Raw genomic sequence first — 19,147 nt, 5'->3', positions numbered from 1 at the left:
CCATGCTGAAGACACGGGCGGCGTATGGATGCAGCGCTTGCTGCATTGCGGTAACGTCCGCGCATGACCGCCGAACACTCCCATCCGCGCGCCGCGCACATCCGTGACGAGATCGCCAGCGCCCTGACCCATGGCCTGGGCGCGATGGCCGCCCTGGCCGGTGGCGCGGTGCTGATCACCCTGGCCGCCATCTACGGCGACGGTTGGCAACTCGGCGCGTCGATCGTGTTCGGCGTGACCCTGTTGCTGCTGTACACGGCTTCCACGCTTTACCACGCCATCCAGCACCCAGTCGCCAAGGGCCGCCTGAAGGTGTTCGATCACTGCGCGATCTACCTGTTGATCGCCGGCACCTACACGCCGTTCACCCTCATCGGCCTGCGCGGTCCCTGGGGCTGGAGCCTGTTCGCGGCGATCTGGACGCTGGCGGTGGGCGGGGTGATCTTCAAGCTGTTCTACACCGGCCGCTTCAAGCTGCTGTCCACGCTGATCTACATCGCGATGGGCTGGCTGGTGATGGTGGCCATCAAGCCGATGCTGACCTCGCTCGATGCCTGGACCCTGGGCTGGCTGCTGGCCGGCGGCCTCTTCTACACCCTGGGCACCTATTTCTACCATCGCGAGTCGATCCGCTATTCGCACGCGATCTGGCACCTGTTCGTGATCGCCGGCAGCGTCTGCCACTACATCGCGGTCACCGAACAGGTCCTGCGGCCGCGCCTGGCCGGCGGCTGAGCGCGCCGCACGCCGGCTGAACACGCGAAACCCGGCTTGACCCGGCTTTCGCATGGCCTGAACAACCGCGCTGGCTAAGTGGGCGCATGAATCGCGTCCCTGCCCGCAAGACGCCATTCCGCTGGCCCCGGCCCTCACGCCGCACGGGCATGGTCCTCGCGCTGCTGGTGGCGCTCGTGGCCGTGCTGATCGCCTTGTTCGACTGGAACTGGTTCAAGGGTCCGCTCGAACGGCAGGTCCAGGCCCGTACCGGCCGCGAATTCCGCATTGGCGGCAACCTGGACGTGGACCTTGGGCGCGTCACCACCGTGCGCGGCGACGCGCTGCGTTTCGGCAACGCGGCATGGTCGCGGGAACCGACCATGGCGGCGGCGCGGCGGGCGGAACTGGACATCGAAATCTGGCCGCTGCTGCGGGGACAGGTCCGCATTCCCGAGATCCGCCTGATCGAACCCACCCTGCGCCTGGAAACCGGACCGGGTGACAAGGGCAACTGGGACTTCGGGGCTTCCGGCGAGACGGATCTGCGCTTCCATCGCCTCTGGGTCCGCGACGGTCGCCTGCGCTATCTCGACGCGCCGGAAAAAACCGACATCGATATCTGGTTGAACAGCGTGGCGTCGCCCGGCAAGGAAAATGCGCCATCGGTGGCCATCGATGGAGGCGGCCATTGGAGCGGCGAGCCCTTCCGGCTGCAGGGACAGGCCGCCTCGCCGCTGGCGCTGCGCGATGCCAGCCAACCCTATCGCATCGACCTGCGCGCGCAGGCCGGCGCCACCCGCGCCCACGCCCGTGGCAGCCTGCTGGATCCGCTGCGCCTGCGCGGCTTCGATCTGAAGCTGCAATTGGCCGGCCGCGACATGCAGGATCTGTATCCGCTGCTTGGCATCGCCATCCCACCCACGCCCCCATACCGATTGGACGGACGCTTCACCCGCGACGGCAATACCTGGCGCTACGACGGCTTCACCGGTCAGGTCGGCGACAGCGATCTTGGCGGTTCGGCCAGCGTGACGGTCGGCCGCGCGCGTCCATTGCTGAAAGCGGATCTGGTCTCGCGACGCCTCGACTTCGACGATCTGGCCGGCTTCGTGGGCGCGGCGCCGCAGACCGGTGGCGAGGAAACCAGCAACGCCGAACAAAAGGCCGAAGCGGCCGAGCAGCGCGCCGATGCGCGCGTGCTTCCTGACACGCCCTACCAGTTGGCCAAGCTGCGCGCGATGGATGCGGACGTGCGCTGGAAGGCACATCGCATCAACGCGCCGAAACTGCCCCTGGACGACATGGACGCGCACCTGCGCCTGGACGGCGGCCTGCTGCACCTGGATCCGCTCAACTTCGGCGTCGCCGAAGGCGACATCCGCTCGAACATCCGCATGGATGCGCGCACCGACACCATCCGTACCCGCGCCGACATCTCGCTGCGCCGGCTGAACCTGGCGCGGTTGTTCCCGGATGCCGAAATCACCCGCACGGCCATCGGCCGCATCGGCGGCGATGTCGCCATCACCGGCACCGGCAACTCGGTCGCGCGCATTCTCGGCAGCGCCGACGGCGACATCGCGATCGGCATGGGCCAGGGCCGGATCAGCAACCTGCTGATGGAACTCGCCGGACTGGACGTCGCCGAGTCGCTCAAGTTCCTGCTGACCAGGGACAAGACCGTTCCGGTACGCTGCGCGTTCGGCGACTTCGCCGTGCAGGACGGCGTGATGCACGCGCGCACGCTGGCCTTCGATACCACCGACACGCTGATCGTCGGCAAGGGCGATATCAGCCTGAAGGAGGAAACCCTGGATCTGGAACTGCGGCCGCGACCGAAGGACCGCAGCATCCTGGCCCTGCGTTCTCCGCTGGTGGTGCAGGGCACCTTCCGGGATCCCTCGTTCCGTCCCGACTTCAAGCGCCTGGGCCTGCGCGGCGCGACCGCGCTGGCGCTGGGCAGCATCGCGCCGCCGGCCGCGCTGCTGGCCACCCTGGAACTGGGTCCGGGCAAGGACGCCGGCTGCGGCGGCCAGTACGCGCGTTGAGCGTCAGCTGGCGATGTAGCGCTGCAGTTGGTCCAGTTCCAGTTGCTGGTCCTCGATCACCGCCTTGACCAGATCGCCGATCGAGATCACGCCGGCCACGCGATCGCCTTCCAGCACCGGCAGGTGGCGGATGCGGTGTTCGGTGACGATCTGCATGCAGCGATCGACCGTGTCGTCCGGGCCGACGGTGATCACCCGCCCGGTCATGATGTCGCGCACCGGCGTGTTGGCCGAGGAACGCCCCTGCAGCACCACCTTGCGTGCGTAGTCACGCTCGGAAACGATGCCGCACAGTCTGGCTCCCTGCATGGCCAGCACCGCGCCCACGCTTTTCTGCGCCATCAACTTGATGGCGTCGAGCACCGAATCGTCCGGGGAAACCGCGAAAACCTCAGGGCTCTTGGCCCCCAACAACTGGCGAACCGTGCGCATGACTGCCTCCATCGGATGGTCGAGAGGGCTGGCCCAAGGATACTCCTGCGGCGCCGGGTTGCCATACATCGACCAGGTACAGCGGGCGCTGCTTGGACTCCTCGTAAAGCCGGCCCAGGTACTCGCCGATGATGCCCAGCGCGACCAGTTGCACGCCGCCCAGGAACAGGATGACCGCCATCATCGTCGGCCAGCCGGCCACCGGGTCGCCCCACAGCATCGCCTTGACCACCACCCACAGCGCGGCCAGGAACGCCAGCAGCGCGGTCAGCACACCCAGGTAGGTCGCCGCCCGCAGGGGCGCGGTGGAGAAGCTGGTGATGCCCTCCAGGGCGAAGTTCCACAGCTTCCAGAAACCGAAGTTGGTGTCGCCCGCCAGCCGAGGCTCGCGCCGGTAGGCGATGGCGGTCTGGCGGTAGCCCACCCAGCCGAACAGCCCCTTCATGAAGCGGTGGCGCTCACGCAACCCGCGCAACGCCTCCAGCGCGCGCGGCGACAGCAGGCGGAAATCGCCGGTGTCGGCCGGGATGGGCGTCTTGGAGAGCCGGCCGATGACGCGGTAGAACAGGTGCGCGGTCGAACGCTTGAGCCAGCCCTCGCCTTCGCGCTCGCTGCGGGTGCCATGCACGTTGTCGTAGCCCTGCCGCCAAAGTTCGACGAAGCGGGGAATCAGTTCCGGCGGGTCCTGCCCATCCGCGTCCAGGATGATCGCCGCACCCGCGTGGACCTGATCCAGCCCGGCGGTCAGCGCCGCCTCCTTGCCGAAGTTGCGCGATAGCCGCAGCAGCGACACCCGCGGATCCTGCGCCGCCAGCCGCTGCATGACCGCCCAGGTCGCATCGGTGCTGCCGTCGTCCACGTACACCACGCGCGCGCGCAGGCTGCCTTCCATGCCCTCCAGCGTGGACGCCAGCCGCGGGTGCAGCAACGGCAGCGCATCGGCTTCGTTGCGCGCCGCGACCACTACCGTCAGCAGATCATCGCTCATGGCTCGCTCAGTCCAGTTGCTCGAGATACCCGGTGCCACCGATCTGGCGGACCTGGCGCTGGATCCAGTTGGCCCGGCGCTGCACGTAAGGCCCGGGATTGCGCGCGTTGTAGCGGCGCGGCGCCGGCAGCACCGCCGCCAGCCGCGCGCTCTCGGCGGGCGACAGGCGCGATGCGTCCTTGCCCCAGTAGCGGCGGGCGGCCGCCTGGGCGCCGTAGACGCCGTCGCCGAACTCGGCGATGTTCACGTGCATTTCCAGGATCCGCGACTTCGGCCAGAAGGTCTCGATCAGCAAGGTGTACCAGACCTCGAATCCCTTGCGTACCCAGCGCGAAGGCCGGCTGCTGCCCTGCCACAGGAACAGGTTCTTGGCGACCTGCTGGCTGAGGGTGCTGGCGCCGCGCAGCCGCCGCCCCTTGGCATTGCTCGCGCGCGCCTTCTCGATGGCCTTGAAATCGAAACCGTTGTGCCCGGCGAAGTTCTGATCCTCGGCCGCCACCACGGACAACGGCAGGCTCGGCGCAATCCTGTCCAGATCCTGCCAGGCATGCTGGATGCGGAAACCCCAGTCGCCCTCGGACCAGGCTTCGATCTGGCGCGCGACCATGAAGGCCGACAGCGGCGGGTCGACGAAGCGCAGGACCACGACCTGCAGGACGCTCGCCGCCGCGAACAGGAATGGCAGCGCCAACAGCCATCGGCCCCAGCGGCGTCGGCGGCGGACCGGTCTCCCGCCCGCTTCCTGGCCCGCCGTCTTGAGGAAGGCCGGATTCGCCCCCATCGTCACACCATCCTTTGCCATCGCAATGCCGCATTATGCCGATGCGGCCGGTTTTCCCGCATCCCGGAGTCCTCGTGAACCCCAGCCCCGACAACGACACCCAGATCCGTTTCCTGCTGCCCAAGGCCGGCGTGCGCGGCGTGACCGTGCACCTGGATCAGTCGTGGCGCGAACTGCTTTCGCACCAGGCCTATCCCCCCGCCGCCGCGGCATTGCTGGGCGAAGCCAGCGCGGCGGCGGTGCTGTTCACCGGACACACCAAGGTGGATGGCCGCCTCTCCATCCAGCTGCGCAGCCGCGCGTCGTTGCGCACCCTGTTCGCCGAATGCACGGCGGCGGGCACGCTGCGTGGCATCGCCCAACTCGAGGACGGCCATGACGCCCCGCGCGACCTGCGCGACCTCGGCGAGGACGCCCTACTGGCCATCACCATCGAGAACCCGGGCCTGGACCCGCGCGAGCCGCAGCGCTACCAGAGCCTGGTGTCGCTGGACGCCGAATCGCTGGCCGGGGCCTTCGAGGACTACTTCCGCCAGTCGGAGCAGTTGCCGACCCGCCTGCTGCTGGCCAGCGACGGCGAACGCGCCGCCGGCCTGATGCTGCAGAAGCTGCCCGGCGACGAGGGCGACGCCGACGGCTGGCATCGGGTCGGCGCGCTGTTCGACACCCTGTCCGAGGACGAACTCCTGGCCACCCCTCCTCATCTGCTGGTCCATCGCCTGTTCCATGAGGAAGCTCCCGAACGGATGGCCGAACGGCCACTGCGCTTTGGCTGCTCCTGTTCCCGTGATCGGGTCGCGGCCATGCTGCAGTCGCTGGGGGAAGAAGAAGCCCACGCCGCGCTGGTGGACGGGACGGCGGAGGTTCGTTGCGAGTTCTGCGGTCAGAAATACCAATTCAATACCAATCAGATCGCGGAACTTTTTGTCCAACCGCCGGTCGGAATCGAGGCCCCGGCCAGGCTCCAGTAGCGTTATTTTTGGAAGCAGGCGGGTCGTGGGGACTTGTTAAAGAAACATAAACGGCATAGCATCAGTTCCCCTTCGGGAGGGGAACTCCGCGTCAACGATCGGGGTCTGAAGCGAGCCATGAAACTGCGTCATCTGCGACTACCGTTAGCCGTTCTGCTCGCCCTTGGCGTGGCGACGGGCGCGGCTGCGCAGACCAAGCAGAAGAAGTCCGAGCGCGCCGCGCCGACCGCACTCCCCATCCTGAACAACGCCAACGGCAAGGTCGAAGCCGTGCTGCTGCTCGAGCCCACCGGCGAAGCCTCCGCGGGCGCGCGCTGGCGCTTCGGCAGCAACACGCTGAGCGCGGCCTTCGGCCTGGAAGCCGGCGATTCGCTGGGCCTGGTGTGCAACCGGCAGAGCGGCATCGTCGGCAACATCGGCAGCCTGGCCAGCCACTGCATGCTGGCGGCACTGGACAGCGATGAAGCCAACGGCCAGCGCATCAGCGCCGGTGCGACCCTCAGCCGTCCCGGCGGCCGTCTCGGCCTGTCGGCCGGCACCGGTCGCGACACCCTCCCCGTCTGGCTGTCCGGTGGCAAGGTTTCCGGCGGACGCGTCGAGCAGAACGATTTGGCGGTGTTCGGCGAGAAGAACATCGGCCGCGAAGGCTTCGTCTCCATCGGCGGCGCGGTCGCGCGCGCCCGCCTGGTGCCGGCGTCGGACCTGCCGGCGATCGCCGATCACTGGAACAGCAAGACCTTCACGGTTGGCGGCGGCTACGGTCCCTTCAGTGCCAACATCATCGGCCGCGTCATCGATGTGCCGGGCCAGCCGGGCAAGTGGGAAGGCCTGGGCCTGGGCTTCACCTGGCGAACCCCGTGGAGCGGCCAGTTGACCGTGGGCGCGGAAAACGTCATCAGCCGCGGCAAGAATCCGTTCTCGCTGAGCAACGACAAGGCTGACGAAGGCACGGTGCCCTACGTGCGCTACGAGCAGGATCTCTGATTCACCGGGCTCCCGGAACGGTTCCTTGCAACAAAACCCGGATACAGGAAAGGCCGCGATTTCCGCGGCCTTTCTGCTTTCCGGATACCAATGCGGCTTACTCGAAGCGGAGCTCCGCATTGCCGGAGAAGGTCTCCAGGCTGATGTCGCCATCGCCGCTGCCGTAGCGGGTCTGGAAACTGGCGCCCGGTCCGGCGCCACGCTCGACCTTCACCCCCGGCGCACGCAGATCGCCACTGAAGGTTTCGCCCCGGACCGAGGCCGAAAGGTTCTTTGGCACGATCAACAGCACGTTGCCGCTGACCGTCTCCATGTGGAACTCCGCCTTGGGCGCCACACCGGTACTGACCCGGAGATCGCCACTGACCGTATTGGCCTTGAATTCGCGCAGGCGCTCATCCTTGACGGCGACATTGACGTTGCCGGAGACACTCTCGACGGTGACCTCGCCATTCAGGCGTCCATTGAGGGTCAGGCTGCCACTGACGGTCTGGGCATCGACTTCCGCGCTGTTGAGGGTCAGACGGACATCGCCGCTGACCGAACTGATGTCCGCGCTCCGCGGCGCGCCGATCGCCACCACCTGGCCGCTGACCGCTTCGATCGACAGCGAACCCGCCGCCACGCCCTCGACATCGACGTCGGCCGACACCGAATCAATCTCGAGGTCCGCGCGCAGCGGCACCATGAGCTGCAGATCGGTCGGTTCGCTGCGGCGCTCCCCCCAGCCACCGCCATTCGGGTACTCGACGGAGACATTCAGGTGTTCGCCGCCGCCGTCGATCTCCAGCTTTTCGACCCCGGCCCCCAGGGTACCGGTGATTTTGACCTCGGGCCGGTCCCAGGTGCGAACCTGGATCCGTCCCTTGAGGTTGCTGACGTCCACGCGCCCGCGCGGATCCAGCGGGCGACTCTCGTTGATCGGCGTACCGGCCAGTGCCGGACATGCCATGACCAGCGACAGCAGCAGCACGGAAGTTCTGAACATGTACATGGGAGGCTCCTTGGTCAACTCATCATTGCGCGCTGGGTCAACGCCAGGCGCTTGGCATAGGTGCGGCGCAACTGCTCCAGCAGGAAGCGCGTGTTGGGTGCGCGGTCCAGCGCGGCAAGGATTTCCTCGGCGCTGCGATCGAGCTCCTGCAGGGCGCCCCCCAGTTCCGGATGGGCCTCTGCCCCCTGGATCTGCGCCAGCGCTCCCTGGTAGTCGCGGGTCAGCTGCACCGCTTCCTGCCTGATCAGGGGCTCCTCCTGGGGCGATGTCAGATGCGTGGCCTGCCACAGGAAGCCCACGGTCAACAGGACGGAGGCCGCCATCGCCCAGGGCACCAGCCGACGCGCGCGCAAAGGCAGGCTGGCAACTCGTTCCCGGCCTGCCGAAGACCCAGTGGACGGCTGCGGCAGCTCCGCAATGCGGGCGGCGATACCCGGCCACAGGTCGCGGGACGGTGGAACATCCTGGCGCAGGCCCTTCAACTGCCAGCGCAGGCGATCGTTTTCTTCGTTCATGCTTCTACTCCCAATCTTTCGCGCAGCAGCTGCCGGGCGCGATGCAGTTGCGCCTTGGAACTGCCAACCGCCATGCCCAGTTCGCTGGCGATTTCCTCATGTTTCCAGCCTTCCACGTCGTACAGCACCAACACCGCGCGCGCGCGTGGCGGCAGCGTCGCCACCGCCCGTTCCAGATCCAGCGAGAGCGCGGTCTGGTGGCCCGCGGAATCGGCCATGCCCAGATCGTCCAGGCGGTCCTCGTCTTCATCGAACAGCGGCTGCGACCGGCGCGAGCGCAGTTCCATCAGCGCGGTATTGACCGCCAACCGGTGCAGCCAGGTGCTGAAAGCGCTTTCGAAACGGAACTTTGGCAGTGCCTGCCAGGCACGCACGAAGGCTTCCTGGGTCAGGTCATCCGCACGCACGCCCTGGCCACCGACCAGGCGCTGGATGACGCCATGGATGCGGCTGGCATGCCGGCGGTAAATCGCTTCGAAGGCGCGCATGTCGCCGCCGACGGCGGCCCGGACCAGGCCATTGTCGGTCTCGGCGGCCGCCAGGGCGGTCGTGTCGGTCATCAGGTCGGTCACGGCGGCGTTCAGCATATCCCTTTGGATGTGCCACCGACGGGAAAGGTTTAAGCCGTTTCCGCCCTCAGACCGCGAATCAGCGGCTGCAGGTAGTCCTCGTAGGGCGCCCACTTGGGCCGTTCCAGCGCGACCACCCGGTCACGCACCTGCACGGCGCTGGCCGTCGCGACCCCGCGGGTCCGCTCCTGCAGCGCCAGCATGCCCGGCTCGAATTCTAAGCCGCAGAAATCGGCCACTTCCCGCAGCACCGTCTCGGTATCGCGGGTCAGCCGGCCATAGTCCACGTCCAGCACCCGGCCGGGGTAAGCCTGGCGCCAATGCGCCATCAGGCGCTCGTACTGCCGATGGTAGTACGCCAGTTCGTCCTGGTCGTAGGAATAAGGATTGGCGTCGGAGAACAGCTCGCGCAGATTGGAGAAACAGGTCTCCACCGGGTCGCGGACCATATGCAGGATCTTCGCCTGCGGCAACGCCTGGCAGATGAAGCCGATGTTGAGGAAGTTGGAGGGCAGCTTGTCGGTGAAGAAGCGCTCCTTCCCCAGCCGCCATTCCATTTTCTGCAGATAGCCCTGCCCCGCCGCGGCATAGTCCACGCCCACCGCCGCCTTCCGCGCCAGCGTCTCGTCGATGACGCCTCGGCAGTGGTAGTCGGTCGCCCAGCGCATCTGACTGGTGAAGTCGTACAACTCGCCGACACCGTGGATGTCGCCATGCCCGTCCAGCAACTGCTCCAGCAGGGTGGTCCCGGAGCGGTGCATGCCGACGATGAAGATCGGCACGCGTCCCGCATCAGACTCGCCTGGCGTCCGCATATCGCCCGTTCCCGTGGGAAGCGCGATCAGCGCATCCACCAGCCGCCGCGATTCCTCGCTCTGATATTTCAGCGTCGACCGCTTGGCCCGGCAGGCCAGCGTCAATGCCTCGCCCGCGCCGGCGAAATCACCAATGTCGTCCAGCTCCTTGTGCAGCGCATAGGCCAGCAGCGCCACCTCGTCCGGACGCTTGCCCGGCGCGGCCAGCAGGCGGCGCAACCGCTCCACATGGTTCGCATCCTTGCTCTGCTTGCGCAGGCGGGAGACCAGCCACCACGCCTGGGCGATTTCCGGTGCGCGCCGCAGGCAGTACTGGAGGTCTTGTTCTGCCGCCTGGAACCGACCCAGATAGGTCAGGATCTGCGCGCGCGCCATCAGCGTCGGCGGATAATCCGGATCCGCGCGCTTGGCTTCGTCCAGCAGCCGCAGGGCATCTTCCTGCCGATTGAGGTAGCTCAGCTGGGCGGCAAAGGCCAGCAGCAAGGGGATCGGAACCCGATCCAGGCCACCCAGCCCACGCAGGCAGTCCTGCAAGACCTCGGCCTCGTTGAATGTGCGCAGGCGCTTGGCGAGTTCGGCCAGCACCGGAAGTTCTCTGGGCTTCGCCGCAGCCGCGCCCAATGCATATTCCCGCGCAGCCCGGTAGTGACCTTGCAGGGATTCGACATATGAAAGCTGGGTCAATGCCCCTGCATGTCCGGGCTGCCGCGCGAGAATCGCCTTGTAGGCTTCCCGCGCCGCATGCCAATTGCCCTGTCCGGCCAGTTGTTCGGCACGCTGGGATAACTCGGAAATCGATGGATTCATGCCTTGATCATACAAAAGGCGGCCACCCCGAGGTGGCCGCCTCCTGTTTGAGAAGGTCTGAAGACCTTAGAAGTCGTACTGAATCATGAAGCGGACCGAACGCGGTGCCTGGAACGTCACAGGCGCCAGGTATGTTTCAACGGGCAGACCGGATGCCTGATCTTCGGCAATTTCGTTCACCGCCACCACTTTCTGCGTGTCAAACAGGTTGAATACATCGACCTTGACCTGCAGCCCCTTGGCGAACGATGGCCGATAGGCCACGTTCAAATCGAATGTACTGGTCCAAGGCAACCGCCCCGCAGTACCACGCGGCACAGGAATATTGTTGCAGCGGAAGAACGAGGCTCCGTATGGGTGCGGATTGTAGGTACCGTCCGGCGCCGGCAGGCTCGGCGGGTCGCCGGCTGCACGGTTCGGGTCACGATCGAGGACGCCAATGCAGTTGTACGGACGACCCGACTGGATCAGCAAGTTGCCGCCCACCGACCACTCTTCGGTGATCTGGTAGTTGCCGAACAGCTTCAGGCTATGCCTGCGATCGTTCGGCAGGTAGCCATAGGTATTTTCCGTCAACTCGATGTAGTCGAAGTCCTGCGTCACGTTCGTGTCCGCCTGACCGATATCCGACTTCACGCCACCCTCGGTGTTGCCCTTGCTCTTCGCATAGGTATAGGAACCCTGCAGGAAGAACTTTTCCCAATTGCCGTCGGCGAAAATTTCCAGGGCCGAATAGGTACGCTTTGCCTTGGGGCTGAGACGGTCGCCGGGGATGGTGATGGTGCGCAGGGTGCCGTCGGCTTCGATGTCAGTCACGAACACCGCATCCTCACCCGGATTGAACATGCGGCAATAAGGGAAGCCGGGATTCGGGATCACCGGATCCAGGCCGTTGGCTTCCGCGTATTCCAGAATCGCCGTGTAGTCGCAGTTGTCATCGATCGCCTGCTTCAACTCACGAAAAATACCGCGAGCGCCCAACGTCAGGTTCTCGGTCAATGCGGCCTGGAAACCAATGATGTATTCATCCTGGTACTGCGGATCCAGCGTCTTCGATGCAATCGTCGCGGGGTTCTTTCCGCGGCCATCTTCGCCATTGATGAAAGCAGGGCCGGTGGTTCCGCGCGGAGTCAATCCCAGCGGCGCACCCGTGACGGGGTCAACACCCGTGAAGTTGAAGTTCTGCCGCGTGAACAAGGATGCGCTCGCGCCACGCAGGGCAACGCTCGGCGTCAACGGGAGTGCATAGCGACCGGCATTGGCGAACAGCTTGAAGGTCGAGTCGCCATTCACGTCCCAAGAGAAACCCAGGCGTGGGCCGAACTGGTTGTCGATCTTGACATATGTCTGTCCGCTACCGTTCAAGTTCTCAAAGCTGTCCCAGCGAACACCAAGATAGGCGATGAAGTTGTCGGTAATGTTCCAGCTATCCTGCAGATAGAACGCGCGCTGCTTGACCTTCAGCTTTGCTCCCGACGTGGTGATTTGCTCACGGACAATATCGAACTCATCGCCGGAGTTCGCACCGTCCACGCCCGGGGTGGGATCGACCGTCGAGTAGCGCCAGAGGCGGCCGCCCTCATTTGCCTGGCCCGCCACGGACTCGTAGTCGTCCAGATCATAACCGAAGCGCAACAGGTGATCGCCCAACTGCCATTCGGCGTCCAGACGGAACTGATCACGGGTGTCCTTTGAATTTTCAGCCTGCAGCAAAGCGCCTGCGCCGATGTTGCATTGGCTGCTGTATGCCCCACCGGTAGCTGCACGCCGATAGGCCGGGCGGACATCGAGAATGAACGGGCAACCACCGACGGGCTGGTTGAGGTTGCCGTTGTAGCTGACGTTCTCCCCGCTCGCCGTCTTGATGCTTTGACTACGCGAAAATTCACCGTGTCCGGCGAGAGCGGACAATGTGAAATTGTCGGTGAAGTACCCGGTGTACTTCAGCACGTAGTTCTCGCCGCCTTGCTCGCTGTGCAGTGTTCCGATGTAGTTCTTTCGATCCACCCTCCCCACGGTGTTGAGATAGGTATCGGCATCCTGCTTTTGCTTGTCGGAGAAAGCAGTGAATTCCAGCAAACTGTTATCGGTAATGTTCCAATCCATCTTCAACAACCAGTTCGGATTCTTGGTTGTCGTGCTGGTATTGGTCGAAGCCAGGATATTGCCCCATGCCTCGGCCTCGGTACGACCATACTGGACCAGGCCATACGCAAAGAGCCTGTCTTTTATCAGCGCGCCACTGGCCCAAACCGCGGTGGTTGCGTTCCAGGTTTCATCGCGTGAGTTGTCTGCGCGCAGCGTTCCGTTAGTCAGATAGACGTTGCGCGGATTGGAAGTCAGGCTTTCCGGCGTATAGAAGACGTTGGCACCCGCATGAAACTCATTGGTACCACGTTTGGTGATCTGGTTGACCACGCCGCCCAGCGATCGGCCAAACTCAGCGCCATAACCGCCCGTCTTGATCTGCTGTTCCTGTATCGCTTCGAAAGGAACCTGTGAGAAATTCAGGCTTCGGAACGAATTGGTGATATTGAAGCCGTTGACGAAGTACTGGTTTTCCGCAACCGATGCACCGCCGAACGAAGCCAGGTTGCCGAACGCCGCATCGCCACGCACCGTGCCCGGTGCAAGAAGCGCGACACTGGTGGTATCTCGCGGAACAGGAATACGCGCGATCTGCTCCGAAGTCAGGATGGTGGTCGATTCCACCGACGTAACGTCGATCGGGTTGACGAAGCCACTTCCGACCACGGTCACCGCGTCCAGCGTCGTGGCACTTCCGTCCCCGCGGCTAACGAAGTCCGCATTGGCTGCCACGCCCACGTTGACCGAAACATTACGGGAACCTCCCGCGCTGCTGGTGACTGTGTACTGGCCGGTTGGAAGCGCCGAGAAGCGATAGAGCCCATCCGACCCCACCGTGATCGTTCTCGAGAAACCGGTGTTCGGGTTGGTAACGGTTATGGTGTCCCCGGCGTTGGCTCGTCCCGCGATCGCGCCGGCGGTATTTGACTGCGCATTGACCCCACCCACGACGCACAAGCCGAGGGCAAGTGCGAGCGTGGTTCTTTTCATACGCATTTTGCTGATATTCGTTTTGGCAACCATGCTTCTCTCTCCGCGAAGATGAATTAAAGACTTGGCCTACCCAACCCATGCCACGTACATCTGGCGCGGCGAGAATAACGCTTATTTAAGGTTTTAAAAGCGCTGGCCGTTTCGTTCTTCATCAGTCACGTACAAAGCCGAATTAATCCGTCGTTTTTGTTCCGAATTACGCCTGGTATGCCCCGCTCACGCATCAAATCGCTTTAATTAATATTTGCATCCTTTCTGTGAAAGGCCATTCAGTACGTAACCTGGATTCTCAATGGTGCAATGCAAAAAAAAGAAGGCCACCCCTAGGGGTGGCCTTCAAGCAACTCTGTGGTTCTATTTTTTCTGACTTTGATTAGAAGTCGTATTGGACCATGAAGCGTACCGAGCGCGGAGCCTGGAACGATGCCGGCAGCAGATAGGTTTCCGAACGGGCACCGGTGGTGCCGTCTTCGCCGATCTCGTTCACCGAGGTGTACTTGTCCGAGCCGAACGCATTGAACACGTCGACCTTGAACTGGAGACCTTCCGCCCACGACGGACGGTAGGCCAGGTTCAGGTCAACCGAGTTGGTCCACGGCAGGCGACCTGCGGTACCGCGCGGAACCGCCTCGTTGTTGCAACGCATGAAGGACGCGCCATAGCCGTGCAGCGAGCCGTCCGGCAGCGTCAGAACGCCCAGGCAGTTCACCGGACGACCGGACTGGATCAGCAGGTTCGCACCCAGTGACCACTCTTCGTTGAACTGATAGTTACCAAACACCTTCAGGCTGTGGCGACGATCGTTCGGCAGGTAGCCATAGGTATCGGTGGTCAGCTCCAGGTAGTCGAAGTCCTGCGTGACGCTGGTGTCATCCTGACCGATGTCCGACTTAACGCCACCTTCGGTGTTGCCCTTGCTCTTGGCGTAGGTGTACGAACCCTGCAGGAAGAAGTTATCCCAGCTGCCTTCGAAGAAGACTTCCATCGCGGAATAGGTACGCTTGGCCTTCGGGCTCAGGAGGGCGCCATCGATCGTGTTGGTGGTCAGCTGGCCATTGCCCAACAGATCGGTCACGAACACCGCGTCCTTGCCCGGGTTGAACATGCGGCAGTACGGGAAGCCCGCACCCGGGATATTGGCGACGTCGCCGTTCGCGTTCACCCAGCCATCATCCGTCAGCTCGAAGCCGTTGGCCGCCATGATCGGAGAGTAGTCACAGGTATCGTCGATCGCCTGCTTCAGGTCACGATAAATACCGCGGACACCCAGCGAGAAGTGGTCGGTCAGCTGCGCCTGGAAACCCAGGATGAACTCGTCCTGATACATCGGATCGAGGTTCTTCGCGGCAATGGTCGCCGGATTCTTGCCAACGCCGAATTCGCCGTTGATGTAGCTCAGCGGACCACGGGCCACCGGATCAATCGGCGCGCCCGTCACAGGGTCAACGCTGACGTAGTTGAAGTTCTGGCGGGTGAACAGCGAGGCGCTGGCGCCACGCACGGCCACGCTCGGGGTCAGCGGCAGCGCGTAGCGACCGGCATTACCGAAGATCTTGAAGGTCGAGTCGCCATTCACGTCCCAGGAGAAGCCCAGGCGCGGGCCGAACTGGTTGTCGATCTTGACGAAGCTTTGGCCGGCACCGTTCTTGTTGTTGAAGCTATCCCAGCGCAGGCCGACATACGCCATGAAGTTGTCGGTGATGTTCCAGTTGTCCTGGATGTAGAACGCCCGCTGCTCGACCTTGACCGTGGCGCCCTGATTGACGATCTGCTCGCGCACGATGTCGGTTTCGTCACCACTGTTGGCAACGGTATCGGGGTCGATCGTCGAATAGCGCCATGCACGACCGCCTTCGATGGACGTACCGGCGATGGACTCGTAATCATCCAGGTCGAAGCCGAACTTCACCAGGTGGTCACCCAGCTGCCATTCCGCGTCGATACGGAACTGGTCGCGGGTATCGCCCGAGTCAACGCGATCGATGGCGCCGGCCAGCGAGGGGATGTTGGCGCTGATGTTGCAGGTGCTGCCGTAAGTGCCCGTCAGCGCACGACGATAGCCGGGACGCGCATCCACGATCACCGGGCAGCCGGTTGCGGGCACGTTCAGGTCACCGCCGTAGGAAACGTCCAGGCCACTTGCCGTACGCATGCGGACCGAGCGCGAGAACTCGCCATGACCGTACAGGGCGGACAGGGTGAAGTTGTCGGTCAGATAACCCGTGTACTTCAGGACGTAGTTCTCGCCACCGTTCTCGGTGAACACGGTGCCAATCTTGCCCGTGCGATTGAGCACGCCGGGAGTATTGCCGTACACGTCCGAATCCGTCTCGGTCTTGTCCGAGAACGCGGTCAGTTCCAGGACGTGGTTGTCGGTCAGGTACCAGTCCAACTTGGCCAGCCACGTCGGCGTCTTGGTCTCGTTGTAGGTGTTGTTGAAGGCCAGGACGTTGCCCCAGGAATCGGCTTCGGTACGGCCGTACTGCAGCAGGCCATAGGCAAACAGGCGATCCTTGACAAGCGCGCCGCTGGCCCACACCGCCACGGTCGCGTTCTCCTCGGAATCCTTGGAATTGTCAGAACGCAGGGTGCCGTTGCGCAGGTAGGCATTCGGCACCGCCGAACGCATGCTGTCGGGGCTGTAGAACACATTGCCACCGGCATGGAACTCGTTGCTACCGCGCTTGGTGACCAGGTTGATCACGCCGCCCAGCGAACGACCGAACTCGGCGCCGTAGCCGCCAGTCTTGATCTGCTGCTCCGCAATGCCTTCGAACGGGACCTGGGCGAAGTTGAGGTTGCGGAAGGAGTTGGTGACGTTGAAGCCGTTGATGAAGTAGGCGTTCTCAGCGACCGAGGCACCGCCGAAGGAAGCCAGGTTGCCGAACGCGGCGTCGCCGCGGACGGTACCCGGAGCCAGCAATGCAACGCTGGTGATATCGCGCGGCACCGGCAGCTTGGCGATCTGCTCGGAGGTCAGGATGGTGGTGGACTCAACCGAGGAGACATCGATCGGGTTGATGAAACCGGTACCGGTCACCGTAACCGCGCCCAGGGTGGTCGCATCGCCGCCGCCGGCGCTGACGAAGCTCACCGTGGCCGCGGTACCGATGTTCACGGAGATGTCGCGGCTCGAGGTGCTGCCATCGGCCGCCTTGCGGGTCACCGTGTACTTGCCCGTCGGCAATGCAGAGAAGCGATAGGAGCCATCTCCGCCGACCGTGATGGTGCGGGTGAAGCCGGTGCTCGGGTTGACGACGGTGATGGTATCGCCCGAGGCGGCCTGACCGACGACGGCACCCGAAGTATTGGACTGCGCGTGAACGCCGCCCACGAAGCAGGCGCCGAGTGCGAGGCTGAGGGCGGTCCGCTTGATGCTGGCATGAACGAGACTGGACTTTCGATTACGCATTGACTCTCTCTCTCTGTTGTTCCAAGAAATGTTTGGAAGCCAAAAGGATTGCCGGCTTCTATGAGCCGGCTGACAGTGAGAGTAACGCAATTTTCACAGCCTGAACCGTAATTAAAGTTACCTTTGCAATATTTTTATACATAAAAATCAATAACTTAATCTAAATAACCCCCTTGAAACGGAATTACGTCTCGCCAAGTTGGCATCTCTTTTCGGCCTAGCCTACCAACCGGCCGTTCCCCCAATCAGGCCAAGTCCCAGTACAGGTGCGCTGGGCGAAAAGCTGAATTACGCGCCTTTGAGGGATCTGATAGCGGTCCGGTAATCGAACGGCGCGTACGTTCGCAATGTGCGCTCACGTAGTATGGGTTCGACTCACTGTTCCAGGACGGCCATGGCTCACTCTACGACCTCGCCAGTGCCTGCTCCAACGCGCCGAGATGACGGGCATATCTCTTCCATCCCCACAAGTTGTCTGTGTGTACACCGCGTCTCACCTGAACACTGCTCGCTGTGGTAACGGGAGTGGCATTTCGAGTCACATCTTCCAGTCCAGTTTCCATGGGCAGCGCGCAATGCTCGAGCATTTTCCCGACCGTTGGGCCTGGGTCCCGGACAAGATCTTCATAGTCCACCGTCAGGATCCTTCCCGGATCCAGACTTTTCAACTCATCCATGAACCGGTGGCAGATCGAGTAATAGGCCGCGACTTCTTCAATATCATAGCTGTATTCGTAATATGAAGGCCGGAAGAATTCCTTGAGGTTTGAAAAGCAGGCGTCCATCGGATTCCGCTTAACAAAGACAATGCGCGCTTCGGGAAGAGAGTGAAGAACCGCACCAGTCAGTGCCAGGTTGCCCGGGTGCTTGTCCGTGAACCAGTCCGTATCGGAACGCCAGTACGTGGCGTTCCGATAGATCTTTCCCATCATAGCCAAATCGGCCAGTGCTGCACGTTGTGCGGACGGCTCATCCACTATTCCGGGACTGTAATAATCGACCGACCACTTGTACGCCATCCTCAGCTCGCTCAGCTCTCCGCATGCGGTCACATTTGGGTGATTTCCCAGCATGCGCTCAACGAGCGTAGTCCCCGTCCTCGGCATTCCGACAATGAATATCGGACATTTACCCGTGGGATCCACATCTACTTTTTCTGAGCGCGACCTTCGGACTCGAAAGTCATCCAGCAATAGTGAAAATGTTCGCTCGCTCGATGACGATGAGTACTGAATCGTTCTTCTTTTCTGAAAAAGTGCCGTCCTCAATGCACACCATGCCGCATCAACATCGTCGACTGCATCCAGTTCCCTGAAGAGTGCGAAGCCAGCGGCGGTAAGGCTTCCCAAATCAGTTTCTTTCTGCGGGTGATTGGCCATCAGCCGCCGAAGTCTATCGATACGCTGCGCCGCGCCCTCACCACCCAACGTAGCCAAGGCCAGATGCAAGTAGCCATCGAAAGGGCTTTGACTTATCGCGTCCTCGTACGCAGCTCGAGCCTCCTCCAACTTTCCCGTGAACTTGAGAGCATTTCCACGCAAGTAGGAAAGCGTGGATGTTCTAACTCCCCTCTTCTCGGCCGCCTTCAGCCACGCGAGAACTTCACGGGGAGAATCCAGCATCGCGGAGATCTGGCATGCCTCTTCGATATCCCGTGCATCAGGCAATGCCGACTTATCAAAGGTCTGCAGTAAGTCCATTGCCGCCCGATACTCTCCCGTGGATACAAGGCGACGGGATACATTCAACCTTTCCCTTCTCGAGGATGCTTCTGTCAACAGTCTTGCAGCCTGTCTTGCATGGAAAACCGCGAGACGGAATCTGGTTTTGGCCTGGTGAATGTTGGAAGCCATCCAATGCCCCCCCGGGAATTCCGGCGCGCTTTCAAGTACCTGCATGCAGAAGTCCAATGCCGCATTCAGTTCTCCATTCGAGAACGCACGCTGCGCCATTTCCCACGCCGATGAAATACTTTGCTGCTTCAAGGTTTATCTACGCAATTGTTAACGAAGCCAGTATTCCACAAAAGTATG

14 protein-coding genes are annotated in these 19,147 nt (G+C 62.9%); 4 read left to right on the top strand and 10 right to left on the bottom strand.

Annotated elements, in window-relative coordinates:
- Positions 1–63 precede the first annotated feature (63 nt).
- Both IB228_RS01295 and IB228_RS01290 read left to right on the top strand, forming a co-directional pair.
- The gene (locus IB228_RS01295; RefSeq protein WP_183643927.1) at positions 64–735 is read left to right on the top strand and encodes a hemolysin III family protein; all 672 of its coding nucleotides are present in this window, start codon (positions 64–66) and stop codon (positions 733–735) included.
- 86 nt (positions 736–821) lie between these two features.
- Positions 822–2,765 carry an AsmA family protein gene (locus IB228_RS01290; RefSeq protein ID WP_192197350.1) on the top strand — a complete coding sequence of 648 codons (1,944 nt, stop codon included), beginning with the start codon at positions 822–824 and terminating at the stop codon, positions 2,763–2,765.
- 3 nt (positions 2,766–2,768) lie between these two features.
- Here the strand turns inward: IB228_RS01290 and IB228_RS01285 are convergent, their stop codons facing one another.
- Genes IB228_RS01285 through mtgA form a run of 3 tightly spaced genes read right to left on the bottom strand, consistent with a single transcriptional unit; the run spans position 2,769 to position 4,966 of the window.
- Complete coding sequence (locus IB228_RS01285) at positions 2,769–3,197, bottom strand: CBS domain-containing protein (protein WP_141453858.1); 429 nt, start codon at positions 3,195–3,197, stop codon at positions 2,769–2,771.
- Positions 3,157–4,185, bottom strand: coding sequence for a glycosyltransferase family 2 protein (locus tag IB228_RS01280; RefSeq protein ID WP_183643932.1), 1,029 nt, complete (start codon positions 4,183–4,185; stop codon positions 3,157–3,159). Before IB228_RS01280 ends, IB228_RS01285 begins: the two co-directional genes overlap by 41 nt.
- A gap of 7 nt (positions 4,186–4,192) precedes the next feature.
- The gene (mtgA, locus tag IB228_RS01275) at positions 4,193–4,966 is read right to left on the bottom strand and encodes a monofunctional biosynthetic peptidoglycan transglycosylase (protein WP_192197349.1); all 774 of its coding nucleotides are present in this window, start codon (positions 4,964–4,966) and stop codon (positions 4,193–4,195) included.
- Between the two features lie 74 nt (positions 4,967–5,040).
- Between mtgA and IB228_RS01270 the strand changes: the two genes are divergently transcribed.
- Together IB228_RS01270 and IB228_RS01265 are read left to right on the top strand one after the other, a co-directional pair.
- Positions 5,041–5,937, top strand: a complete 897-nt coding sequence (locus tag IB228_RS01270) for an Hsp33 family molecular chaperone HslO (RefSeq protein ID WP_343227043.1) — start codon at positions 5,041–5,043, stop codon at positions 5,935–5,937.
- 153 nt (positions 5,938–6,090) lie between these two features.
- On the top strand, positions 6,091–6,921 hold the full coding sequence (locus IB228_RS01265) for a hypothetical protein (RefSeq protein WP_183644828.1): 831 nt from the start codon (positions 6,091–6,093) through the stop codon (positions 6,919–6,921).
- Between the two features lie 97 nt (positions 6,922–7,018).
- On the opposite strand, the gene IB228_RS01260 is transcribed toward IB228_RS01265, so the two are convergent.
- The 7 genes from IB228_RS01260 to IB228_RS01230 all read right to left on the bottom strand — a co-directional run bounded on the left by IB228_RS01260 (position 7,019) and on the right by IB228_RS01230 (position 19,099).
- Positions 7,019–7,909, bottom strand: a complete 891-nt coding sequence (locus IB228_RS01260; protein ID WP_183643939.1) for a DUF4097 family beta strand repeat-containing protein — start codon at positions 7,907–7,909, stop codon at positions 7,019–7,021.
- Positions 7,910–7,929: 20 nt separating this feature from the next.
- A complete protein-coding gene (locus IB228_RS01255) occupies positions 7,930–8,430 on the bottom strand; it encodes an anti-sigma factor (protein ID WP_183643942.1) in 501 nt (166 codons plus the stop codon).
- Positions 8,427–8,990 carry a sigma-70 family RNA polymerase sigma factor gene (locus IB228_RS01250; protein WP_183644831.1) on the bottom strand — a complete coding sequence of 188 codons (564 nt, stop codon included), beginning with the start codon at positions 8,988–8,990 and terminating at the stop codon, positions 8,427–8,429. The genes IB228_RS01255 and IB228_RS01250 overlap by 4 nt, the downstream gene beginning before the upstream one ends.
- A 59-nt stretch (positions 8,991–9,049) precedes the next feature.
- Positions 9,050–10,621, bottom strand: a complete 1,572-nt coding sequence (locus tag IB228_RS01245) for a sulfotransferase (protein WP_192197347.1) — start codon at positions 10,619–10,621, stop codon at positions 9,050–9,052.
- Positions 10,622–10,687: 66 nt separating this feature from the next.
- Positions 10,688–13,732: a TonB-dependent receptor gene (locus tag IB228_RS01240; protein WP_183643948.1), complete on the bottom strand. Its 3,045-nt coding sequence runs from the start codon at positions 13,730–13,732 to the stop codon at positions 10,688–10,690.
- 343 nt (positions 13,733–14,075) lie between these two features.
- Complete coding sequence (locus tag IB228_RS01235; protein ID WP_183643951.1) at positions 14,076–17,114, bottom strand: TonB-dependent receptor; 3,039 nt, start codon at positions 17,112–17,114, stop codon at positions 14,076–14,078.
- A gap of 404 nt (positions 17,115–17,518) precedes the next feature.
- Entirely contained in the window at positions 17,519–19,099 is a 1,581-nt protein-coding gene (locus tag IB228_RS01230; RefSeq protein ID WP_183643957.1) for a sulfotransferase, read from the bottom strand.
- Positions 19,100–19,147: the final 48 nt, after the last annotated feature.

The organism is Pseudoxanthomonas sp. PXM04 (assembly GCF_014851695.1).
Taxonomy (GTDB): Bacteria; Pseudomonadota; Gammaproteobacteria; order Xanthomonadales; family Xanthomonadaceae; genus Pseudoxanthomonas_A; species Pseudoxanthomonas_A beigongshangi.
Note: the sequence above shows the minus strand (reverse complement) of the source record. Positions and strands in the feature narration are given on the sequence as shown.